General features: G+C 70.6%; 17 protein-coding genes and 1 tRNA gene. 6 read left to right on the forward strand and 12 right to left on the reverse strand.

All coding sequences use genetic code 11. The features are described from left to right. From ACZ3OF_RS04930 to ACZ3OF_RS04965, 8 genes are all read right to left on the reverse strand, one after another. Window positions 1–435: chorismate synthase (locus ACZ3OF_RS04930; RefSeq protein ID WP_467302875.1), on the reverse strand; the 435-nt coding region annotated here is incomplete at its 3' end. Beyond that, the gene (gene aroA / locus ACZ3OF_RS04935) at window positions 432–1742 is read right to left on the reverse strand and encodes a 3-phosphoshikimate 1-carboxyvinyltransferase (RefSeq protein WP_467302877.1); all 1311 of its coding nucleotides are present in this window, start codon (window positions 1740–1742) and stop codon (window positions 432–434) included. The genes aroA and ACZ3OF_RS04930, both read right to left, overlap by 4 nt. A gap of 120 nt (window positions 1743–1862) precedes the next feature. Further along, the gene (locus ACZ3OF_RS04940) at window positions 1863–3746 is read right to left on the reverse strand and encodes an anthranilate synthase family protein (protein ID WP_467302879.1); all 1884 of its coding nucleotides are present in this window, start codon (window positions 3744–3746) and stop codon (window positions 1863–1865) included. A gap of 28 nt (window positions 3747–3774) precedes the next feature. After that, the gene (locus ACZ3OF_RS04945; RefSeq protein ID WP_467302881.1) at window positions 3775–4431 is read right to left on the reverse strand and encodes an isochorismatase family protein; all 657 of its coding nucleotides are present in this window, start codon (window positions 4429–4431) and stop codon (window positions 3775–3777) included. Window positions 4432–4509: 78 nt separating this feature from the next. Continuing rightward, window positions 4510–5682 carry a 3-deoxy-7-phosphoheptulonate synthase gene (locus ACZ3OF_RS04950; RefSeq protein WP_467302883.1) on the reverse strand — a complete coding sequence of 391 codons (1173 nt, stop codon included), beginning with the start codon at window positions 5680–5682 and terminating at the stop codon, window positions 4510–4512. A 294-nt stretch (window positions 5683–5976) separates the two neighbouring features. Continuing rightward, on the reverse strand, window positions 5977–6678 hold the full coding sequence (locus ACZ3OF_RS04955) for a 4'-phosphopantetheinyl transferase family protein (RefSeq protein ID WP_361678333.1): 702 nt from the start codon (window positions 6676–6678) through the stop codon (window positions 5977–5979). Between the two features lie 105 nt (window positions 6679–6783). Further along, complete coding sequence (gene car / locus ACZ3OF_RS04960; protein ID WP_467302887.1) at window positions 6784–10293, reverse strand: carboxylic acid reductase; 3510 nt, start codon at window positions 10291–10293, stop codon at window positions 6784–6786. Window positions 10294–10548: 255 nt separating this feature from the next. Further along, entirely contained in the window at window positions 10549–11415 is an 867-nt protein-coding gene (locus tag ACZ3OF_RS04965) for a helix-turn-helix transcriptional regulator (protein WP_361678339.1), read from the reverse strand. Between the two features lie 103 nt (window positions 11416–11518). Here ACZ3OF_RS04965 and ACZ3OF_RS04970 point away from each other — a divergent pair, with 103 nt between their 5' ends. Further along, entirely contained in the window at window positions 11519–13045 is a 1527-nt protein-coding gene (locus ACZ3OF_RS04970; RefSeq protein WP_361678342.1) for an MFS transporter, read from the forward strand. 214 nt (window positions 13046–13259) lie between these two features. On the opposite strand, the gene ACZ3OF_RS04975 is transcribed toward ACZ3OF_RS04970, so the two are convergent. Next, window positions 13260–13577: a DMT family transporter gene (locus tag ACZ3OF_RS04975; protein WP_361678345.1), complete on the reverse strand. Its 318-nt coding sequence runs from the start codon at window positions 13575–13577 to the stop codon at window positions 13260–13262. Between the two features lie 93 nt (window positions 13578–13670). Next, on the reverse strand, window positions 13671–14099 hold the full coding sequence (locus ACZ3OF_RS04980; RefSeq protein ID WP_361678348.1) for a DMT family transporter: 429 nt from the start codon (window positions 14097–14099) through the stop codon (window positions 13671–13673). Between the two features lie 143 nt (window positions 14100–14242). Here ACZ3OF_RS04980 and ACZ3OF_RS04985 point away from each other — a divergent pair, with 143 nt between their 5' ends. Then, entirely contained in the window at window positions 14243–14683 is a 441-nt protein-coding gene (locus tag ACZ3OF_RS04985) for a MarR family winged helix-turn-helix transcriptional regulator (protein ID WP_361678352.1), read from the forward strand. Between the two features lie 165 nt (window positions 14684–14848). Here the strand turns inward: ACZ3OF_RS04985 and ACZ3OF_RS04990 are convergent, their stop codons facing one another. Continuing rightward, window positions 14849–15736, reverse strand: coding sequence for a ScbA/BarX family gamma-butyrolactone biosynthesis protein (locus tag ACZ3OF_RS04990; RefSeq protein WP_467302892.1), 888 nt, complete (start codon window positions 15734–15736; stop codon window positions 14849–14851). Between the two features lie 226 nt (window positions 15737–15962). Between ACZ3OF_RS04990 and ACZ3OF_RS04995 the strand changes: the two genes are divergently transcribed. The 3 genes from ACZ3OF_RS04995 (at window position 15963) to ACZ3OF_RS05005 (ending at window position 18611) form a co-directional block, all read left to right on the forward strand. Continuing rightward, on the forward strand, window positions 15963–16544 hold the full coding sequence (locus ACZ3OF_RS04995) for a ScbR family autoregulator-binding transcription factor (RefSeq protein ID WP_467303782.1): 582 nt from the start codon (window positions 15963–15965) through the stop codon (window positions 16542–16544). Beyond that, window positions 16541–17578 carry an NAD-dependent epimerase/dehydratase family protein gene (locus ACZ3OF_RS05000; RefSeq protein ID WP_361678361.1) on the forward strand — a complete coding sequence of 346 codons (1038 nt, stop codon included), beginning with the start codon at window positions 16541–16543 and terminating at the stop codon, window positions 17576–17578. Before ACZ3OF_RS04995 ends, ACZ3OF_RS05000 begins: the two co-directional genes overlap by 4 nt. A 343-nt stretch (window positions 17579–17921) precedes the next feature. Further along, window positions 17922–18611, forward strand: a complete 690-nt coding sequence (locus tag ACZ3OF_RS05005; protein ID WP_361678364.1) for a 2-phosphosulfolactate phosphatase — start codon at window positions 17922–17924, stop codon at window positions 18609–18611. Between the two features lie 195 nt (window positions 18612–18806). On the opposite strand, the gene ACZ3OF_RS05010 is transcribed toward ACZ3OF_RS05005, so the two are convergent. After that, window positions 18807–18879 (reverse strand) — tRNA-Arg (locus tag ACZ3OF_RS05010). A 302-nt stretch (window positions 18880–19181) separates the two neighbouring features. Here ACZ3OF_RS05010 and ACZ3OF_RS05015 point away from each other — a divergent pair. Continuing rightward, entirely contained in the window at window positions 19182–20789 is a 1608-nt protein-coding gene (locus tag ACZ3OF_RS05015) for a dynamin family protein (RefSeq protein ID WP_467303784.1), read from the forward strand. Window position 20790 lies beyond the last annotated feature (1 nt).

Genomic DNA, 20790 nt, shown 5'->3' on the forward strand with positions numbered 1-20790 from the left:
CGCCGCCGTCTCACGCGCCGAAGCCCGCTCCAGGATCGGCCGCGCCTCGTCGAACCCGTACTTCTGCATACCGGCGAGGTCGGCGTGACCCGGCCGCGGCCGCGTCAGCGGCGCGTTACGACCGGTCTCCCTGAGCTCCGAGGGGTCGACGGGATCGGCCGACATGACCTTCTCCCACTTCGGCCACTCCGTGTTGCCCACCATCACCGCAACCGGCGAACCCAGCGAAAGACCGTGCCGGACCCCACCCAGGAACGTGACCTCGTCCCGCTCGAACTTCATCCGCGCACCGCGCCCATAGCCGAGACGCCGCCGCGCAAGGTGGTCCGCCACCAGCTCCGTCGTGACCGGGACACCGGCGGGAAGACCCTCCAGCGTCGCGACCAGCGCGGGACCGTGCGACTCTCCGGCTGTCAGCCAGCGCAACCTGCTCATCCTCGGGTCCCTTCTGCGGCCGGGACGTGCCGGCCCGTCGGTACGGAGTGGCGGGGGAAGAGCCGGTTCAGCTCCTCGTGGAAGCCCGGGAAGGTCTTCGCGACGCAGCCGGGGTCGTCGAGCGTGATCCCCTCGGCGCGCAGACCGAGGACGGAGAACGCCATCGCGATGCGGTGGTCGCGGTGGCAGGCGATCCGCGCCGGCTCGGGAGCGCCGGGGTGGACCGTCATCCAGTCGCGGCCGGTCTCGGTCCGGACGCCCAGCGCGCGCAGGTTGCCCTCGACGGCGGCGATCCGGTCCGACTCCTTCAGGCGCGCGTGCCCGATGCCGGTGACGGTGATCGGGGCGTCGGCCAGGGGCGCGATCGCGGCGAGCGTCATGAAGGTGTCCGAGATCTCGCCCATGTCGACCGTGAACCCGCCCCTGAACTCTCCGGTGCCGGTCACGGTGGTCGCCTCGTCGGTGGTCTCCACCCGGGCGCCCGTCCGGGCCAGGACCTCGGCGAAGCGCAGGTCGCCCTGGAGGCTGCCGCGGCCGAGACCGGGCACGCGCACGCTCGTTCCGGTGATCGCCGCGGCGGCGAAGACGTACGAGGCCGTGGAGGCGTCCGGCTCGATCGGCAGATCGGTACCCCGGTAGCCCGTCGGCCGGACGGTGAACTCGCCCGGGGACGCTTCCTCGACCTCGGCGCCGAAGTGCCGCATCAGGGCGATCGTCATGTCGATGTACGGCCGGCTGACAAGCTCCGGCACGGTCAGCGCGAGCGGCCGGCGCATCAGCGGGCCCGCCATGAGCAGCCCGGTCAGGAACTGGCTGCTGAGCGTGGAGTCCACGGTCAGCGCACCGCCGTCGAGGCCCCGCGCTCGCACCCGCAGCGGCAGGCGCCCGCCGGGTGCCGTGGTGACGTCGGCCCCCAGCCGTCGCAGGGCGTCGGCGAGGGGGGCCACGGGGCGGGCGGTGAGCTGGTCGGAGCCCTCGAAGCCGAAGTCGCCGTGGCCCGTGGCGGCGAACGGCGGCAGGAAGCGGGCCGCCGTGCCGGCGTCGGCGCACCAGGCGGTCCCCGTGCCGACCGGGCCGCGGCCCAGGCCGGTCACGTTCCAGACGCTGTCGTCGTCGGGGGAGTCGATGCGGACGCCGAGGCCGTCCAGGGCCTCGCGGAAGGCCGCGGTGTCGTCGCTGACCAGCGGGGCGCCGAGGGCGCTCGTCGAGTCGGCGGCGGCCGCGAGCAGCAGCGCCCTGTTGGTGAGCGACTTCGACCCGGGTATCCGGGCGTGCAGGGCGGGGGTCGCCGGTACGGCGATGGTCATGGCTGTCCTTTGCGAGTACGGCCGCCGCGTGTGCGGCGGTCCGGGAGAGATCGCCGCACACCCCGGGCGTCCTGACGGCCGTCTCGCCCTGTGCGGCCGAGGAGCGAAGGGCCGCCCGGGTCAGCCGCCGGCCACCTCCGCGAGGAGCGTGCCGATGATGCGGGGCCCGTCGACGGTCAGTACGGACTCGGCGTGGAACTGCATGGACACGAAACCGGCCGCCCGTAGACCGTGCACCTCGCCCGTCCTCGGGTCACGGCTGACCTCGACACGCCCGTGCACCGGGTGCTCGAAGGAGTCACCCTCGGAGTGCGCGGCGAAGGTGTTGTAGAAGCCGACCCGCTCCCGTGCGCCGAAGAGGTCGATCTCGTGCTGGGCGCCCTGGTTGGGCGTCGGCCGGCGCACCAGGTCGAGTCCGATCAGGGTGCTGAGCACCTGGTGGCTCAGGCAGACCGCCATGAACGGCCGGCGCTCCTCCAGGAGCTGGGCCACCGCCGACCGCAGGTGCGCGATCTTCGGGTCGTTCGTCTCGCGCGGGTCGCCGGGACCGGGCCCCATCACGACCAGGTCGTGCTCGTCGAAGCAGTAGCGCTCGTCGAAGCGCCGTACGCTCACCTCGCCGCCGAGCGAACGTATCTGATGCGCGATCATCTCCGTGAAGGTGTCCTCGGCGTCGATCACCAGCACCCGCCGGCCGGACAGCGGACCGCCCGTGCCGTCCCGTGATCCCTGGTCCTTCAGCCAGAAGTCGGCGATGCGCTCGTTGCGTTCGTCGAGGGCCTCGCGGACCGCGGGGTGCGCCCCGAACCGGATGGGCTCGGGGTCACCGAGCGCGGCGAGCAGCCCGGCCGCCTTGGCCCGGGTCTCGTGCACCTCGGACTCCGGGTCGGAGTGGCGCACCAGGGTCGCGCCGACCCCGATCCGCATGATGCCCTCGTCGTCGATGTCGGCGGTACGGATCAGGATCGACGAGTCCAGGGTGCGGCCGCCCGCGGCGTCGCGGCCGATCAGGGCGGCCACACCGCTGTAGTAACCGCGGCCCTGGGGCTCGTACCGGCTGATGACCCGCGCGGCGCTCTCCAGCGGGGAGCCGGTCACGGTCGGCGCGAACAGCGTCTCGCGCAGGATGTCCCGCACATCGCGGTCGGTCCGGCCCTCGATGAAGTACTCGGTGTGCGCCAGCCGCGCCATCTCCTTGAGATAGGGGCCCACCACCCGGCCGCCCTCCGGGCAGATCCGGGCCATCATCTTGAGTTCCTCGTCGACGACCATGTACAGCTCGTCGGCCTCCTTGGGGTCGGCGAGGAACTCCATGACGCCGTCGAGGTCCGGGCCGCCCGCCGGGTAGCGGTAGGTGCCGCTGATCGGGTTCATCACGGCCGTGCCGTCGTGGACGCTGATGTGCCGCTCGGGCGTGGCGCCCACGAACGTCCGCTCGCCGGTGTGCACGAGGAACGTCCAGTACGCCCCCGCCTCCCGCTGCACCAGGCGGCGGAAGAACGACAGCGCCGCGGGCAGACCGAACCCGGGCAGCTGTGCCGTGAACGTGCGCCGCATCACGAAGTTGGCGCCCTCGCCGGTGCCGATCTCGTCCGCGACGACCCGCCGCACGATCTCGGCGTAGGCCTCGTCGTCCACGTCGAAGTGGCCGTCGGTCAGCTTCACCGGCTCGTCCGGCAGCAGCGGAAGCGTCGCGCGCAGCGGCACCGCCGCCTGCTCGCGCACCGTCATCGCCAGCAGCGGCGCCCCGTCGTCGGGAGCGGCGAAGCCCCGCTCGGCGAGCTGGCGGTAGGGGATGAGGGTGAGCAGCTCCGTACGGGCACCCGTGCCGTCCTGCGGGGGCAGGTCGAGGTCGGCGAGCGACGCGATCTGCGTCACGTCGCCGGCCAGCAGCTCCAGGGTGTCCGGGTCCACCGTCTCGGGCCGGTGCATCAGTGCGAACGCGCCGGCCGAGCCGTCGAGGATGCGTGCCAGGAGGTCGTGCGCGCTGTCCTGCCTTGCCATGGGGATTCCTTTCGGCGGTGGGGCCCGGTCAGAGCGCCGCGTCGCCCGCGTCGAGTTCGCTCAGCACGGTCTTGGCGGACACGACGCGGGCCGCGCGCTGTGCCGCGTAGTCGAGGGCCTGCCGGTGGTGGCCGGCCGAGAAGTCGGCCACGGCGTCGGCCACCAGGAAGGGCTGGATGTCGTTGGTGAACGCCTCGACCGCCGTCATCAGGACGCCCACGTGCGCGTACACACCGCAGATGATCAGCTGGTCGCGCTGGTGGAACCGCATCCGCTCCAGCAGGTCGGACTTGAAGAAGGCGCTGTAGCGCCACTTGGTGAACGTCCAGTCGCCGGGGCCCGGTTCGAGGGGTTCGACCACCTTGCGGTGCTCGGGCGTGGGGTTCATCCCCGGCCCCCAGAAGTCCTTCAGGAGTCCGCGCTCTTCGGGCGTCATGCCGCCGGGCTGGGCCGTGTACGCGATGGGGATGCCGAGCTCGACGCACCGCTCGCGCAGCAGCGCGGTGTTGCCGACCAGGGCGTCGCCGGGCGCCTCGGAGCGCGGGAACGGCTTGAGGAAGTACTCCTGCATGTCGTGCAGCAGCAGTACGGCCCGGCGGGGGTCCACGGGCCAGCTGACGGTGTTCTCCGGCAGCTCGCCCTCCTGGGGCATCGGATAGGGCTCGATCGGGGGGATACCGGACATGGGCCGGTCGGTCCTCTCTTCGCTGGGGAGTTCCACGGGTACGGATGTGTGCGGGCGTGCCGTCGTGCGGCGCCGGGTTCAGCCCCGCCAGGCCGAGACGACCTCGATGGCCTGCTGGGGGTTGAGGCGGGGGTCGCAGAAGCTGAGGTACTTGTCGCCGAGTCGGTCGAGGCCGGACTCGTCCCTCACGCACTCGGTGACCGTGTCCGGGGTCGTCTCCAGGTGCAGGCCCGCCGCGACGCCGCCGTTCTGGCTCACCGCGGCCTGGAAGTTCTCGACCTCGCGGACGACCGTCCGCACCAGGCGCGTCTTGAGCCCTTCGGGACTGGAGACCGTGTTCCCGTGCATCGGGTCCGACAGCCACAGCACCGGGTGACCGGCCTTGGCGACCGCCTCGACCAGCGCGGGCAGCCGCTCGCCGGCGTTGTCGGCACCCATACGGGAGATCAGCGTCAGCCGTCCGGGACGCCGCTGGGCGTCCAGGCGCTCGCACAGGGCGAGCAGCTCGTCGGGTGTCATGGTCGGGCCCACCTTGACGGCGACCGGGTTGGAGACCGCGGCCAGGAGCCCGATGTGGGCGCCGTCGAGCTGCCGGGTCCGCTCGCCCACCCACGGCCAGTGCGTGGACGTCAGCAGCAGCGAGCCGTCCGGTTCCCGGCGCAGCAGCGGCAGTTCGTAGTCCAGCAGCAGCGCCTCGTGGCTGGTCCACACCGGAACCTCGAGCTCGGACCGGCTGGCGGTGCCGCGCCAGCCGAGGTAGTGCATGGTGTCGCTCGCGGCCCGGTAGCCGCTCAGCAGGTGCCGGGGGTCGGGCCGGCGCAGCACCGCGTCCGGCTCGGGGCGGTTGACCATGTGCCCTCGGTAGACCGGCAGTTGGGTGCCGTTGACGGTCTCGGTCGGGGAGGAGCGGGGCTTGCCGTACTGCCCGGCGATCCTTCCCACCCTGATGATGGGCCTGCCCGAGGCGAGCTTCATCGTGCCGGCCAGCACGTCGAGCAGCGCGGCCTTGCGCGAGACGTCCTCGGGGGTGGCCTCGGCGGGGTCCTCGGCGCAGTCGCCGGTCTGGATCACCTGGAGGTGCCCTGCGGCGGCTTCCATCAGCAGCGCGCGCAGACGACGGACGGCTTCGGCGTCCACGAGAGCCGGCATCCGCCCGAGATCCGTACGGACCTCTTCCAGGGAGGCGTGGCCTTCCCAGTCGGGCTGCTGCAGCGCGGGTATGGACCGGAGGTAGGACTGGATGTCGATCATCGATTCCCTCAGCGAGCATGCCGGAGCGAATCCGGGCAGGAGCGGACGTGGGTCAATTCGCAGCGGGGCACGGACAGGAGTGCGCCGGCCGGATCCGTCTGGACGACGCGGTATTCAGCGGTTCACGGACGGTTTCCGGCGGGGCATGGGCAATTCCGAAAGTGCCGTGCGCCGTCGGCGTGCCTTCTCGGTGGTCGAGCACGTCGGCGCTTTCATTTCAGCGCGTGCGCCGATCCGTCGAACTTCACTATCGGCCGACGGAATGGGCCGCGCAACGACGGCTCCAGGAGTACGTCAAGTGCGCTCGGGGGCGGAGTCCGAGCAGGGGGAATGAACCGCCGGCGTCACGGCGACGGCCGTGAGGAGAAGCCCCTGGGCCTGTGTCCAGCCGCCCGCGAATCCGCGGATTCTCCGCGCGCCGATTTTCGGCCCCGGTACGAGCAGACGGGCGGAGAACGTGCCGTCGTCGGGAGAGACGGTGATCAATACCTGGTCGAATTCCAGCCATCGGCCGGTCAGCGGATACCAGGCCTTGTAGACGCTCTCCTTCGCGCTGAAGATCAGCCGATCCCAGCTGACACCGGGACTGCGCTCACCCAGCTCCGCGATGTGGGCGCGCTCCTCGGCCACAGTGACGAGATCGCGCGCGCCGCGGGTGGGGATCGGCGCATCGGGTTCGGCGTCGATACCGATCGCCACCACGTCGCACGCGCGGGCCACGGCCGCGGCCCGGTAGCCCGCGCAGTGCGTCAGGGAACCGACGACGCCGGCGGGCCACCGGGGAGCGCCCTCGGCGTCGGGCAGGATCGGCGCCGGGGGAATGCCGAGCTGCGCGAGTGCCGTGCGGGCGCAGGCCCGTACGGTGGCGAATTCTCGACGCCGCGAGATGCCCGCCCCGGCGATCACCTGACGTTCGGAAGGAAAGAGAATGTCACCCGAGACGTCACTGAACCGCTCCGCGGAAACCATCGGAATGGGCAGCAGAGTTTCGATCAACGTGACCTCGGTCCTGTGAGGAGAGAACGCGCCGCCCGGCAGGATGGGACCATTCCTGCCGAAGCGGCGTGCGTGCCGGTCGTCGGACCCGTGCGACCAGTCGATTCAGGCGGACATGAGCGACGTCAGATCCCGGGCGTATTTCTCGATGAGCGAGGGGGAGATGTGCGGGATGTCCTCGTGGGCCCCGACCTTCGCGGCCCGGACGGCCGCACGGAATCGCTCGGAGGGAATGTCGGATCCGCGCACCGCGGTCTCCGGATCCTTGAATCCATGGATGAGCGGCAATGACGAGTACTGCCGCTGCTCCTCGGGAAGCGCCCGCATCGCCGTCTCGAACCGGTCCAGCCAGTCCGCGTAGTCGTCGATCCGCTCGATGCGACGGCCCGCATCGCTCAGCCAGTCGATGAAGGTGTCGAGCGAGATCCCGTCGTCGTGCGGGTTCACCAGACTGAACGTCCGGTACTCGCCGGTGATCTGTCCGCCCAGCGTCACCACAGCCGCGGCGGTGAAGTCCACGGGGAGACCGTCGTAGTGCGCCCTCGGCCGCTTCCCCTCACCGTCGGCGCGGTAGAAGGACGCGGGCGCGACACCGGTCGCGAGCACGCTGAAGAGAAGCCGGGAGAACATGTCGGGGACGTTGAGCTGTCCGCCGTAGCGGCTGTGGGCGAGGATCATGTTCGACCGGAACACGGTGACCGGGAGACCGCACAGGTCGTGCGCCTCGCGCAGCAGCACCTCTCCCGCCCACTTGCTCGTCGCGTAGCCGCTGGCGTACCCCGCGTCGACCGGCTGTACGGGGAGCGCCTGCCTGACGTCGGGGTCCTCCCCGAGAGCGGGGCTCTGGGAGGTGGCGACGGCCACGCTGGATATGTAGGTGAACGGCTTCATCCGTCCGGTGAGCGCCAGCCGGATCAGCTCGGCGCTGCCCACCACGTTGGCCTCGAACAGGTGGTTGTACGGCAGCACATGGTTGACGAGAGCGCCGGCATGGACGATCACGTCCACCTCCTGGGACAGCCTCTCCCAGGTGCGGTCGCTCAGTCCCAGCTGCGGTTCCGCCATGTCGCCCGCCACGACCTCCAGGTGGTCGGCGGCCAGGGTCTCGAACCGCTGCGCCGGCTGCCCGTCGCCGCCGGCGAACGACTCCTCCAGGCGTTTCCTGGCAGCCGCCACGTCCTTCCCGCGCACGAGGCAGACCAGCCGGCCGTCGGTCGTCGCCAGCTGCTCCAGCCACTCCAGGGTCAGGAAGCGCCCGAGATACCCACTCGCCCCGGTCAGCAGGACGGTCCGAGGCGACTCGGGAAGCGGCAGTCGCTTGGCCTCGGCGAGCGTCTCCGCGTCGATGAACTTCTCCAGGGTGAGGTCGGCGGCCCGGACCTCGGTGCTTCCCTGCCCGTGCACCGACGCGAAGCCGGGCCGGTTCAGTCCGTTCTCGCGCTTGGCCTCGATGTGGTCGGCCATCTGCTGGAGGTCGGTGGCCGCACTGATGATCATGTCCACCGGGACCCGGACCTCGAAGATGTCGTCGAGCAGGTCGGAGAACGACACCGCGGTGAGCGAGTCGCCACCCAGATCCCTGAAGTGCGCCGAGGGGCTCACCTCGACCCCCGAGCCGGCGAGCAGCGCCCGGGCCGCACGCTGGAGCGTCTCCAGCACGGACCGCTCCGCGGCGCCGCGGCGCACGTCCAGCAGCTCCTCGTTCTCCCGCGCGGCGATGTCCACGTACAGCTCTTCCAGCCGCTCCCGGTACCGCTCCAGAAGGCGGGGACGCAGAAGCTTCCGGTGATCCGAGAGCAGGCCGTTGTCCTGGCTGAACGGCTCGGTCTCGATCAGGAATTCGCGCGGGATCTCGTAGGAGTTCAGCCCTTCCTCCTTCGCGACCTCGACGAAGGAATCGCTGAGCTCCTGCTGAAGTTCCTCCGTCCGGCCCTCGAATCGGGTGAGGGCGTCCGTGGAAGGGACGACGACAGCCAGCAGATAGGACCGTTCACTGTTTCCGTACACGAATACCTGGCGGACCAGAGGGCTGTAGGCGAAAATGGCCTCCAGGCGCGCGGTCGCCACGAATTCGCCCTGAGAAAGCTTCAGCACACTCTTGCGGCGGTCGATGATGGCATGCCGGCCCGGCCCGATCTCGGCGACGATGTCACCCGTCTTGTAGAAACCGTCCTCGTCGAGGAGTTCGGCGGTCAGCTCCGGGTGGTTGTAATAGCCGGGAATGAGGGCGTCGGTCTTGAGCAGCAGTTCTCCGCGGGGATGCGGGGAATCGGTGAGGTAGTAGCCGAGTTCGGGAACGTCGACGAGCTTGTGGTCGATGACCGGCGGGCTCAGCATCTCCCCGTCCACCGAAACGGCCGCGGCCTCGGTGGAGCCGTAGATGTTGTGCAGGTCGAGGCCGAGGAGAGACTCCATGAAGGTCGTCAGCTCGGCGGACAGGGGAGCGGACGCGCAGCCGGCCCAGGCGACCTGGCCGCCGAGCAGGTTCACCCGCATCTCCTCCTTGACCTGAGCCTCCAGGGCGGCACGGTCGGCGGTGCCCGCCGTGGTCCGCCGGTCGAGTTCGCTCTGGTACTTCTGGAAGATCAACTCGCATATTCGCGGGATCAGCGAGAGCTCCGTCGGGCGCGCCAGCGCGATGTCCTCGAAGAAGGTCGACAGATCACTCCTGGCCGTGAAGTACGTGATGCCGCCCCGCGCCAGGGTGTTCTTCAGCGAGGAGTGGCCGGCGACATGGCTCATCGGCATGTAGCTGAAGGTGACCGTCTCGCCCTCGGAGAAGAGCTTCGACCACGCACCTCCCCACATCGCGCTGGTCAGACGGTCGGTGTACATCGCGCCCTTGGGCGTTCCCGTGCTCCCCGAGGTGTAGATGAGCATCGCGAGCGGGTCGTCGTCGTCGCCCGGGACGAACAGCGGCGCTTCGGGAAGACCGGCCCCCCGGCGGAGCACCTCGGGAAGGGGATCGACACGCACGGACCGGCCGGCACCCGTGAGGCGGTCGCGCGCCTCGTCCAACGCGTCGACGTGGTCGCTGACCTCCGTGTGGAAGTCGAAGACCAGGATGCGCTCGACCGACGGGCTCCCAAGAGCGAGCTCCACCGCCCTGTCCAGGCGTTCGACGCTCGCGGCGACGACGCGGGACTCCGTCTCGTCGACGATGGTCCTCTGCTGCGACGCGGGCGAGCTGGTCTGGAGCGGGACACTGACGAACCCGAGGTACGTGCACGCCAGATCGACGACGGTGTAGTCGCCGCTCGCGAACCCGAGCATGGCGACCCGGTCGCCGGGCCTCAGCGGATGCCGCGCGTCACCATGCCATTCGTTCGCCACCGCGCGCACACGCGCCCACAGCTCGCCGAAACTGGTCTTCTCGTACCGCGGGAGCAGACGGTACGACACACGGCCGGTCCCCGGGTCCTGCACAAATTCCTTGGCACGTTCTCCGATGGCCGGCCGATCGGCATGGCGCACCATTACGTTTTCCATCACTTGCGCAAGTCGCATTTTGGTCTCCGCGTCGTGTACGGACCTGATCTCGGCTGACAGCGAGAGGGATTGGTGGCCGGTGGTCTCCCGGCGGCGCCGTCCCGCTTCGGACGGGAAAGGGATCATCGAATTCGGACACGATGTACTGGCCCACAGGTACAGGGAACCCGGGGCGCGCCACCCCTGCTCGCGACACGACGCTACCTAGTCGAGCACCCCATGGCTAAGCCGAAGAACGTCTATGTCATGTCCGTCGCGCGAAAGCGACTGCGCAGTGATCGTGCCCGCGAGGCCAATGGATCGCGGGCAGGCGGAAACGCGCCGACACCGTACGGACCGGGGCCCGTACGGTGTCGGCGGCGGTGAAAGCGAGTACGCCGATCAGCCGTCGCGCTGGGAATCGGCGGAGCGGTGGCTCTGGTGGGTCAGGACCTGCAGGGCGTCGGCGGAACTCGAATCGTTCGGGGTGTAGACCTCGAGGCGGTGGTCGGGGCTGTCAGGCTGCAGCCAGACCTGGTAGTCGACACTCACCGCGCCCACGGTCGTGTGCTGTATGTGCATCGTTCCCGTGGTGCAGTCCGCGACATCCCGATTCGCCCACAGGGCCGAGAAGTCGTCGCTGCGCATGGTGAGTTCGCCGATCAGCCCCGCCAGACGCGCATCGGTGGGATAGCGGCCGGCGGTCAGCCGGAGGTACGCCACGTGTGCGCGGGCGAGCGTGTGCCAGTTGCTGTACAGGTCACGCGTCACCGGATCGAGGAAGAACATGCGGGGGATCGACGGGCGCCGTTCCGGATCGTCCGGCGTCTCGAAGGCGATGTGCTCGGCGAGAAGCGCGTGCCCGCTGCGGTTCCACGCGAGCACGTCTCCGCGGCGGCCCAGAACGATCGCCGGCGTCGCCTCGCCGAGGGATTCCAGGAGCGCGAGGACGCGCTGGTGGGGTTCCTCCGCCGGAGGCTCGGCAAGCCGTGGCGTCGGCGAGTGCCGAGCGAGGTTGTGCAGGTGCACGGTCTCGGTCGAGTCGAGCTGAAGCGCCCGGGCGAGCGCGTCGAGCACCTGCTCCGAGGCCGTCTCGGCCTGCCCCTGCTCCAGCCGCGTGTAGTAGCCCGCGCTCACTCCGGCGAGCTGGGCGAGCTCCTCCCGCCGCAGCCCGGGAACGCGGCGCCCGTTGCCATGGGTGCGCAGCCCGATCTCGGCCGGGGTGACCCGGTCACGGCGGCTCTTCAAGAACGTTCCGAGGCTCTCCACGACTGCAAGCGTAAGCCGACCGTGCGCACCGGTGGGTATACCTGTCAGGTGTACCCCCAGCAGGGGGGTGGCTGTCGGCAGGGCGATGGCCGACGGTCGAGGCATGTCGGAACAGCACACACACAACTCACCCGGCCTGCGTGCGTGGCTGGGACTGCTGGTCGTACTCGGCCCCGTCCTGCTGGTCTCCATGGACGGGTCGATCCTGTACCTGGCGATGCCCCGGGTCAGTCAGGACCTCACCCCCACAGCCGATCAGGCCCTGTGGACCCTGGACATCTACGGCTTCGCGGTCGGCTCGCTGCTGATCGCGTTCGGCAACATCGGTGACCGGTACGGTCGGCTGAAGTTGCTGATGATCGGAGCCACCGTCTTCGGCCTCGCGTCCGCGGCGTCCGCCTTCGCGCCCAGCGCGGAGCTTCTCATCGCGTCCCGCGCTCTGATGGGTGTGGCCGGTGCGACTCTGCTGCCGTCGGCGCTGGCCGTGCTGAGCGAGCTGTTCACCGACCCGCGACGGCGGGCGCAGGCCATCGGCATCTTCGCCGCGGCCTTCGCGGCTGGGTTCGCCATCGGCCCGGTCGCGGGTGGCATCCTGCTCGAGCGCTTCTGGTGGGGCTCGGTCTTCCTGATCAACCTGCCCGTCATCGCCCTGTTCCTCATCTTCGCGCCCATCCTGCTGCGTGAGGTGAGTACGACCCGTCCCGGCCGCGTCGACGTCTTCAGCGTCGTGGCCTCGGCAGCCGGCCTCCTGGGCCTCGTGTACGGCCTCAAGCACGCGGCCGCCGAAGGGTTCTCGCTGCTCTCCGTCCTCGTGGGACTGGGCGGCGTGGTGCTCCTGGCCCTGTTCGTGCGCCGGCAGCGGCACCTCGAGTACCCGTTGATGGACTTCTCCCTCTTCCGCGACCGGGTCTTCACCGTCGCGATCATCACAGGCCTGCTGCCGCTGGCAGCCTGGTCGGCGGCCGCCTACCTGTCGGGCGTCTACCTCCAGTCCGTCCTCGACCTCCCCGTCCTGCAGGCGGCACTCCTGGCACTTCCCGGCGCGGTGGTCCTCACCGTGACCTGTGTCGTCACGCCCATGGTGGTCGACCGGATCGGCAAGCGGACGATTCTGATCATCTGCCACTTCTCCATCGCGGCCGGGCTGCTGTTCCTGCTCCCCACCACCATCACCGGCGGCGTCGGCTGGTACATCGCCTCCACGTCCATCGCGGGCCTGGGCTACGGCATCTCCTTCAGCGTCGTCGCCGACACCGCGGTCGGCGCGGTCCCGGCCGAGCGAGCCGGTTCGGCCGGCGCGATCGCCGAGACCAGCAACGAGATCGGCAACGCCCTCGGCATCGCGCTCATCGGCTCCCTCGCCGCGCTGCTCTTCCGGCTCCAGGGGCCCGACCTCGCGCCCACGCTCGACGAGACCCTCCAGCTCCCCGGTCTCGCGTCTTCGGTGGTCACGGACGCGAAGTCGGCCTTCGTCACCGGCCTGCACGCGGCTGTGGCGGTGGCCAGCTTCCTGCACGTCGCGCTCGGCATCCTGGCGCTTCGCTGGCTGCCCAGGACCGCGTCCGAGGAGCAGGCCCCGGCCTCCCTGCCCGAGGAGAAGGCGGAGCGCGTCGAGAGCACGCCTCGCTGACGGCGCGAGTGCCGGTGCCGGTACGGGTGCCGGCGGTGCGGGTGCCGGCGGTGCGGGCCTCCGTCGCCCTCCGGCTCCCTGATCACCGGGCGCACCCCATGAACGGCCGTGCCCCGGTCCGCAGCCTCCCCCCTGCGGACCGGGGCACGGTCGTGCCCGTGCGCGGATGCCGCGGGTCGGTCGGACGGCCGCCCGACGGGCCCTTGACGGTCGCTCAGACTGCCGTCAGACGGAGCAGGACGGCGCCGCCGATGATGGAGGCGAAGGAGAGCAGCCGGGCGAGCGTGATCCTCTCCTTGAAGATGATCGCGCCGCAGATGACCGTGCCGACGCCGCCGATGCCGGTCCAGATCGTGTAGCCGACGGAGACGTCGAGTTCGCGCAGGGCCAGGGACAGGGAGTAGATACCGCCCGCGGCTGCGAGCAGCGTGAGCACGGAGGGCCACAGGCGGGTGAATCCCTTGGTGGCGTTGGTGCCGAGGGCGAAGAAGACCTCGAAGACGATGGCGATGCCGAGGTAGACCCAGGTCATGGTGGTGTCACTCGTTTCGATAGGGCGTCGGCAGGGCGTCGACGGTGCGGGGAACGGGCGGAGGGACGGAGCGAGCGTCAGGCCGGGCGCGCGTCAGGCGGCGGGCTGTGCGGCCGGGGCGCTCGTGGCCTCGTCGGCGGCCGCCTGCTTCTTCGCGGCGACGCTGTCGGAGATACGCAGCCCGAGGGCGCCGCCGATGATCAGGACGAAGGCGATCACCTTCCACACGGTCATCGGCTCGTCGTAGATCAGCGTGCCGAAGACGACGGTGCCGACACCGCCGATACCGGCCCACACGGTGTAACCCACGCCGACGTCCACGGTCTTCAGCGCCATGGAGAGGGTGAAGATGCCGCAGGAGGCGGCGGCCACGGTGAGCAGGGACGGGCCGAGTCTGGTGAAGCCGTCGGTGGCCTCGGTCGAGAGCGCGAAGGTGATCTCGAACAGCGACGAGAACAGCAGCCAGGCCCATCCGACGTCGGCGTTCTGGGGCGCCGGGCTCTGCGAGGAGGGAGACGACACGGAACTGACCCACTTCCAGTAAGTTGCTTGTACGTGCAAATTCTTCCTTGCCGTAGTCGGCCGATGACGGATCGACGCGGCCAGACGAGGTTGCATGTACATGTACTCTGTTGTCAATCTCCTCATGAAAGGAGCGTCAGCTCGTGGCCGCTTCCCTCTCCGCGTCGTCCGACCAGGCGGTGTGGAGCCGTCTGCTGGTGCTCCATGCCCGTGTGGAGCGGGAGTTGGCGCATGCGCTCCAGCGGCGTCATGGGATCGGCCTGTCGGAGTACCGGGCGCTGGAGTTGCTGGCCCACGCCGAGGACGGTGAGCTGCGCATGCAGGACCTGGCCGAGCGCGTGGGTCTCGGTCAGTCGTCGGTGACGCGTCTGGTGGCCCGGCTGGAAGCGGCCGGATTCGCGTTCAAGGACCTGTGCCCGTCCGACAAGCGAGGGGTCTACGCGGTGATCACGGACGAGGGCCGTGAACGGTACGCGGCGGCCCGGTCGACGTACGCGGACGTCCTCTCCTCGGCGCTCAACGCACTGACCGCCGACCCCGAGTACGCCTCCACGGTCAACTCGCTGCGGGCTGCCGGCGCCTAGAGCTCGGTTGCTCGATCAAGTACACCGAGATCGTGGAACCCACCTTCTGGGGCATGCGCATCTGATTGCTCAGTGAAGTAATCGCAGGAGAGATCCACCCGGTACGGCTGGGGCCCGGACGGGCGAGTGCCGTCCGGGCCCACCGACCGCGCGTGACCGGTTCCGTCAGCGGTCCGCAGGTACCTCGTACAGCGCGACGACCGACGTGAAGATCTCCTCGTCGTTCTGCTCCGCCGTCACCAGCATGCGAGGCCGCCCGTCCAGGTCGCGGGGCAGGGCCTTGGCCGTGAGCCAGCACGGTGCGTCGAGTTCGGCGTACCGGCTGAAGTCGCACTGCATGCCGGCGACCAGCGTCTGCCGCGGGTGCGCCGCCGCCTGTGCGGCCTGGCGGGCGGCTTCGAGGAGCAGCATGCCCGGGGCGTGGTCGACGGGGTGGTCGAAGAGGACGGGATGCGAGGTGTCCGTCCGCAGTTGCCAGCGGAGGGGGACGTCGGTGCACGAGAGCACGACGTCCTGGAAGCGGTCGCGGCCCGTCTGCTGGGTGGGCGAGGGCGGCGGCAGCGGCAGCACCCTGGCGTTCGCGCTCTCGATGTCGGCGTACCGGCCGCGCAGCCGCTCGTACACGGCGCGGTCCTGGATCGTGAAACTGGTCCTGGCGGTGGCCAGTCGGCGGCCCGCGCGCTCGGCCTCGACGGAGAGCGTGACGGCCGTCGCCCGTTCCCTGCGGTACTTCACGTCCGAAGCGGTGATGTGGAGTGCGACCTCGGCGTCGGAGCCCCCCTCGACCCGAAGCGCGTCAGGATCCACGTCCCAGCCGAAGTCCTTCCAGAGCAGCTGGTGCCCGAAGGGGACGTCGTACGCGGCATGCGACAGCAGCGGCAGCGTCTGACGCACCGTCTCCGTCAGGAAGAGGGGGTCGTGCCTTCCGAACCGGGCCAGGTAGAACGCGTGCTCACGAGGCCATCGGGCGGTGACGGTGAACGTGTCGTTCCCCGTCCGGTGCCAGCTCGCCAGAAGTACTTCGGCGGGATTCGTCTTATGGGTGTACGACATGGGCACAGGCACGGGACCGGTGGTCGCCCGGTCTCGCGCAAGGTCTATCGGAGGCACAACAGTTCTCCCCTGACTGTTCCACAAGATTCGCGGGGTCCGAGCACTGGTGTCTCGGCTGTCCGCTCACATAAGATAGTGGTCACTCTTTTTCTTTGTCGAGGTAATACGAGGTAACGGGCCAGTGGCGGAACACAGGCAGGAACGGGCAATCCGCACGCGGGAGTTGGTGCTCCGGGCCGCAGCGGAAGTGTTCGACGAAGCCGGGTACCTCGGCGCGAGCATCACCAAGATCCTGGATCGTGCGGGCGTCACGGCGGGTGCCGTGTACTTCCACTTCCGGTCGAAGGAGGGGCTGGCCCGCGCGGTCATCCTCGAACAGGCCGCGGACCTGAAGTTCCCGGAGGGGGAGGGCGGTCTCCAGCAGCTCCTGGACATGACCGGGTATCTCGCGGTCGAGATGCAGCGCAACACCCTGTTGCGGGCCGGTGTCCGACTGGCGGTCGAGCAGGGCGTGGTGGGCAAGCAGGAGTACTCGATATACGAGTGGTGGGCCGACCGCTTCCATCAGGAGCTCGTCGTGGCGCGGCAGAAGGACCAGCTGCTCGACGGCGTGGACGAGGCCGCCTTCGCGCAGCTCCTGGTCGCCGCGTACACCGGTACGCAGGTCATGTCGCAGCTCTCCACCGGCCGTGCCGACCTGCCCCGTCGGATCGCCGACATGTGGCGCTGTCTGCTGCCGGCCCTTGCGCCGGCGTCCGTCATGCGCGGCCTGCGGATCCCCGAGGGGGACGCGGTGGGCGCCACGTGAGCCGTCCCCTACGGGTCGTACTGACCGGGGCGACGGGTTTCGTGGGTTCACGCGTGCTGCACGAACTGGCCGCGTCCGCGCGGGAGACGGGCCGCGAGCTCTCGGTCCGCGCTCTCGGCCGATCGGCCTCGGCACCTGCGTCGGCCTCGGCACCTGCGTCGGCGCCTGTGCCGGCGTCTGCGACGACCTCGGCGTGGGCCGTTCCCGGCGTGACGTGGGTGCCCGTGGACCTGACGGACCGGGCGTCGCTGCGTGGGGCGGAGGGCGGGGCGGACGTCCTGATCCACCTGGCCTCGCGCATCTCCGGCGACGAGGCCCAGTGCGCGGCGGTCAACATGAGGGGAACGGCGGCCCTCGTCGACGCGGCCGTCCACTGGGGGGTGGACCGTGTCGTCCACCTGTCCACCGCGGCGGTCTACGGACCGGGCCCGCACCGCGGGATCGCGGTCGATGAGATCGCGCCCGCGCCGGTCTCACCCGCCAGCCGCACCCGGCTGGCCGGCGAGACGCCGGTGCTGGCCGCGGGCGGAATCGTGCTGCGCCCCGGGCTCGTCCTGGGCGCGGGCGACCGCTGGGTGGTGCCCGCGCTCGCGGAGCTGCTCGAACGGGTTCCGGCCCGATGGGACGGCGGGCGCGGGATGCTGTCGCTGGTGGACGTGGACGACCTGGCCCGCCTGATCACGGCCCTGGCGACCGCGCCGGACGCGCCGGCGTCCGGGGTGTACCACGCGAGTCATCCCCGGCCTGTCAGTAATGGCGACCTGATGGCGGCGCTGGCGGCCCTGGACGTCCTGCCCTCGGCCGAGGAGGACTGGCCGTGGGGGGCCTGCCTCGACCGACTGCGGAGCACGCCGGGCCGGATGAGCGAGCGTCAGTTCTCACTGCTCGCCCAGGACCACTGGTACGCGTCCGAGGACATCTGGCACGCGACCTCGTGCCCCCCGGGCCCGGGCCCCCTGTCCCGCCTCGCGGCGGCGGCCCCCTGGTACCGCGCTTTCCTCGCCGAACGGAGGGCGGCGGGGGCGGCGCGGTAGCGGGGGGCCCGCGGACGTTCTTCCGGTCCGGGATCAACCTCGCCGGTCCGCAGGAGCAGGCATCGGCCTCCGCGCCCGGCCGCTCCGGGGAGCGGACCTCGGACCGCGACCCGTGACCCGGACCTTGTCCTGGACGGCGTAGCAGCGAAGGTCGCCAGGCCCGCGTTCTCGAGCCGTTCCGTGGCGGCGGTGACGGCCCCATCCGTGACGAGATCGAACAACGCATCCGCGTCCTGCTCACCGATCTCGGCATCGAGCCCCGCGACTGACCGCGCCTCGCTGGAACGAGTGAGGCGCACCACTCTCCGAGCGCTTCGCGTCGGGCATGCGTGATCATGACCGGATGGACGCTCGTTTCCGTGGCATCACCGATCTGGTCGAAACCCCGTCCGTGGCGGTCGTGGTCGACGTCATGCGCGCTTTCACCGTCGCCGCCTGGGCCTTCGCGCAAGGGGCGGAAAAGATCGTTCTCGCCGGGTCGCTGGACGAGGCCCTGGAGTTGAAGGCGCGCCACCCGGACTGGGTGACGCTCAAGGACGGCCCGCCCGCGCCCGGTTTCGACGCGGTCAACTCGCCGGGCCTGCTGCGCTCCGTCGACCTCGGCGGACGTACGGTCGTGCAGAAGACCACGGCGGGAACGGTCGGCGCCCTCGCCGTGAAGGAGGCGTCGCTGGTGCTGTGCGCCGGCTTCGTGGTGGCGGAGGCGACGGCGTCGTTCCTGCGGGCGCGTAGGAGCGACAGTGTCACGTTCGTGGTCACGGGCGAAGACGGTCGGGCCGAGGAAGACCTGGCGTGTGCCCAGTACATCGCTCGAAGGACCACCGAGACCGTGACGGACGCGGCCGAGTTCCTCCGCCGCGCCGCCGAGTCACGCGCCGCCACCGAACTGACGGAAGGGGTGCGTCGAGGAGCCCACCCGGACGACGTCGCCCTCTGCCTGGAGGTCGACCGCTTCCCCTTCGCCATGGTGGCAACCCCGGAAGGCCCGCTCATGGTCCTGCGCCCCCACGCGATGCCTTCGCTGACTGACTGACGGGGACGCACCAGGGGGACTGAAGAGTCCCACAGCGCGGCGACCGGCAACCGGCAGATACGGGCCCGCGCGGAGGTGGCCGTGGCTCCGCGCCGTCGAGGTGCGGAGCCACACGTGCGTCCCCGCGCGGGGGCGATGACCAGAATGCGCCATGACCAGCAAAAAGACCCTCCCGAAGGAGGGTCTGTGGTGGAGCGCCCCCGGCAGGACTCGAACCTGCGGCCAAGTGCTTAGAAGGCACCTGCTCTATCCACTGAGCTACGGGGGCCGGGTGGTGGACCGGTGGCCGGGAGCCCCTGGTGGGTGGGGCGTGGCCTGCCGGGTCAAGGATAGGGCTCCGATCGCCTTGGCCCGGTTGCTTCACCTGCGTGGCACGATGTGGAGGTTCGGTGAAGCGGAACGATAATCGCAGGCAGGTGCGATTCGCGCAGTGTTTTTCACGCCACTCGGGCCGGGTGTTGTGCACTCGTTATGCCTGAGGTGCCTGTCGTCTGCTGTTCGGTCGGCGCGCAGGGCCCGTATACGCTTCAAAAAGGCTCCAAAATTGGGCATTCTTCGCATGTGGTGACCTTGGACGAACGGCCTCAGCTGATCGACGCACTCTCCGCCCTGCGCGACTGTGTCGCCGCCGTGCGTCTCCCACTCCCCCTCCCAGGCGCCCCACGCGCCCGCCAGACCCGGGCCGAGCTGCTCGCGCAGCTCGACGACTATCTGGTGCCCCGGCTGAAGGACCCCGACGCCCCCCTCCTCGCCGTCGTCGGCGGATCCACGGGGGCCGGGAAGTCGACGCTCGTCAACTCCCTTGTGGGGCGGCGCGTCAGTGAGGCCGGAGTGCTCCGGCCCACGACCCGTACGCCCGTGCTCGTCTGCCACCCCGACGACCACCACTGGTTCGCCGGAATGCGCGTCCTGCCCCAGCTCACCCGCGTCTGGCTGCCACAGCAGGACGACGACAGCCAGGGCGACGAACCCCCGGAGGAGAACGCGCTCCGCGTCGAGACCTCCTCCGCCCTCGTCCCCGGCCTCGCCCTGCTCGACGCCCCCGACATCGACTCCCTCGTCGTCGAGAACCGGCTGCTCGCCTCCGAGTTGATCTGCGCCGCCGACATCTGGGTCATGGTCACGACCGCCTCGCGGTACGCCGACGCCATCCCCTGGCACCTGCTCCGTACCGCCAAGGAGTACGACGTCACGCTCGTCACCGTCCTCGACCGCGTGCCGCACCAGATCCTCGGCGAGGTCTCCCGGCAGTACGAGGCCCTGCTCGACAAGGCCGGGCTCAGGGACGTGCCCCGGTTCACCATTCCCGAGCTGCCCGAGTCCGCGGGCGGCGGCAGTGGGCTGCTGCCCGACAGCGCCGTCGCGCCGCTGCGCGCCTGGCTCGCCCACAGCGCCCAGGACCCCGCCGCACGCCAGCAGGCCATGGGCCGTACGGCCTCCGGAGTCATCGACTCCCTCGACAGCCGGATGCCCGAGCTCGCCGGGGCGGTCGCCGCCCAGTACGCCGCCGCGGTCCGGCTCGGAGGCGCCGTCGAGGCCGCGTACGAGGAGCAGGGCGAACGGGTCCGGCAGCAGGTGCGCCGCGGCGCCGTGCTGGCGGGCGACGCCCGCACCCGCTGGCGCGGCTACCCCCGCGACAGCACCGCCGACGAACTGCTCGACGCCCTCGTCGAGTCGCTCACCGCCCTGCTCCAGTGCGCGGTCGCCGCCGCCGACGAGCGCGTACGGGACGCCTGGCGCCGCGAACCCGCCGCGGCCGCCCTCCGTGCCGCGCCCGTCGCGCCCGACCGGGAGGCGGCCGAGCGGATCGAGATGACCGTACGGCGCTGGCGGCGCGAACTCGAAGAGCTGGCCGAGGAGGAGCTCCGCAGCACGGAGCGGCCGGGAACCGCCCGTACCGCCGCCCCCGAGGCCGACACCGTCGCCGCCCTCCTCGCCGCCGCCGCGCTCGGCGGCCGCCGCACCCGCAGCGCCGGCGAGCGGCTGGCCGAACTCCTCGGCGCCAAGGCCGCCCTGCGTCTGCGCGACACGGGCGGCGCGCTGGTCATGACGTGCCTCGACCGCGCCCTGCACACCGAACGCGACCGGCGCCTCGCCCCCCTCGACGCCCTCGAAGTGACCCCCGAGCCGCAGGCGGAACTGATCGCCGCGCTCTCCGTACTGCAGAAGGAGAAGTGAG

The sequence above is a fragment of the Streptomyces sp. NPDC022552 genome, assembly GCF_055561875.1.

Coding starts and splice junctions, on each gene's coding strand:
- aroA (WP_467302877.1), bottom strand. CDS start 1,742: ATGACCATCGCCGTACCGGCGACCCCCGCCCTGCACGCCCGGATACCC.
- ACZ3OF_RS04940 (WP_467302879.1), bottom strand. CDS start 3,746: ATGGCAAGGCAGGACAGCGCGCACGACCTCCTGGCACGCATCCTCGAC.
- ACZ3OF_RS04945 (WP_467302881.1), bottom strand. CDS start 4,431: ATGTCCGGTATCCCCCCGATCGAGCCCTATCCGATGCCCCAGGAGGGC.
- ACZ3OF_RS04950 (WP_467302883.1), bottom strand. CDS start 5,682: ATGATCGACATCCAGTCCTACCTCCGGTCCATACCCGCGCTGCAGCAG.
- car (WP_467302887.1), bottom strand. CDS start 10,293: ATGATCCCTTTCCCGTCCGAAGCGGGACGGCGCCGCCGGGAGACCACC.
- ACZ3OF_RS04970 (WP_361678342.1), top strand. CDS start 11,519: ATGTCGGAACAGCACACACACAACTCACCCGGCCTGCGTGCGTGGCTG.
- ACZ3OF_RS04975 (WP_361678345.1), bottom strand. CDS start 13,577: ATGACCTGGGTCTACCTCGGCATCGCCATCGTCTTCGAGGTCTTCTTC.
- ACZ3OF_RS04990 (WP_467302892.1), bottom strand. CDS start 15,736: ATGTCGTACACCCATAAGACGAATCCCGCCGAAGTACTTCTGGCGAGC.
- ACZ3OF_RS05005 (WP_361678364.1), top strand. CDS start 17,922: ATGGACGCTCGTTTCCGTGGCATCACCGATCTGGTCGAAACCCCGTCC.